The 1,263-nt window shown below is 54.1% G+C and carries 2 protein-coding genes; both read right to left on the bottom strand.

From position 1 onward, the window contains the following. The coding region (locus A8707_RS29390) for a transposase (RefSeq protein ID WP_197485103.1) at positions 1-448 on the bottom strand (448 nt) is incomplete at its 3' end. Further along, entirely contained in the window at positions 445-1,113 is a 669-nt protein-coding gene (locus A8707_RS29385; protein WP_197485102.1) for an IS110 family RNA-guided transposase, read from the bottom strand. The genes A8707_RS29390 and A8707_RS29385, both read right to left, overlap by 4 nt. Positions 1,114-1,263 lie beyond the last annotated feature (150 nt).

Below are 1,263 nucleotides of genomic sequence, written 5' to 3'. Positions count from 1 at the left end.
CTAGGGCAGAATGGGAACGACAGAGCGTTTGGGCTGCGATGCGGAGCGCGGTAGCGACCCGATTAGCCACTTGCCGAGTTTTAGAGCTTTTCCGCTTTCCTCCCGTGATGCGACTGCCTGGACACAACCCTAACCAGGAGGCAAAATGCTTGGCAGAAGGGAATCGAGATGCATCCAATCCCAGCTCAGACAGCAGGGTCAAGACAGTCAGCACGCCCAAACCATCCACTTGAGTAAAGTCTATGCCACTGATGCGGGACAAGTGGGTTCGCACGTCAAAGCTGGGGGCATTGCCGGGTTGCTTCTTGCCCCGTCGTTTGGCAGCAGGTAGGGGCGATTGGGTCACATCAACCTGGTCTGCGAACTGATCCAAACACTGCTCAATCTGGATATCACAAGCGGCAATTTGAGCCTGAAACATGTCGTACAGTTGCAGTTCTTGGGTCAAGATAAACACCAATTCGCTTCGGTAGTCCCCCGTGAGAGCTGCTGCAATCTCCGCCTGGCATGGATGCGACCATCTTTGAGGGCAGCCAGCTTAGCGAAATCGCGTTCTCCCGCGACAATCGCCCGCAGGATGGCAAGACCCGTGGTGCCACTAATATCGCTGATCACCCGGTGCAGTTGCCCATTCATTTGGGTCAGGGCTTTTTGCATCCGTTGGATGTGGGCTGAGGCACTTTTGATCAACGTGTCTCGTTGGCGAATATAGCTCCGCAGCACGCAGATGGGGTCATCAGGGCGAAAGGAGCCTGACAGCAAGCCATAGCTGTGCAGTTGGCGTAACCACTGACAATCTAAAACATCACTTTTGCGACCGGGCACTGTTTGCACATGACGAGCGTTGACGAGTTTGACTTCAAAGCCTGCCGTTTCTAAAATTTGGAAGACTGGAATCCAATAGACTCCCGTCGATTCCATCGCCACGGTTTGGATGCCACAGTGCTTCAACCAATTCGCCAGTTCATGGAGGTCAGCCGTGAAACAGGCAAAGCGGCGGACGCTCAAACTGTCTCGTCCTTCTGGAACACTCACCCAATGGTAATCGGCTCCTAAATCTATCCCCGCCGCATTGGGGTTCACAACCGATAGTTCCGACTTAGATTCACTCATCCGATCCTCCTCTGCGTCAGGTTGAACCTGCTCTGACCCAGAGAGCACTAGCAATCCAGTCTCCTAAACGGGATAGTGACTCTCGTCACTTCACCAATTCCTTAACCGTGACTCTCCAGAACCAGGCTCAGATTCGGGCGCGCTCGCACC

It is taken from the genome of Phormidesmis priestleyi BC1401 (assembly GCF_001650195.1).
Classification (GTDB): Bacteria; Cyanobacteriota; Cyanobacteriia; order Leptolyngbyales; family Leptolyngbyaceae; genus Phormidesmis_A; species Phormidesmis_A priestleyi_B.
Note: the sequence above shows the minus strand (reverse complement) of the source record. Positions and strands in the feature narration are given on the sequence as shown.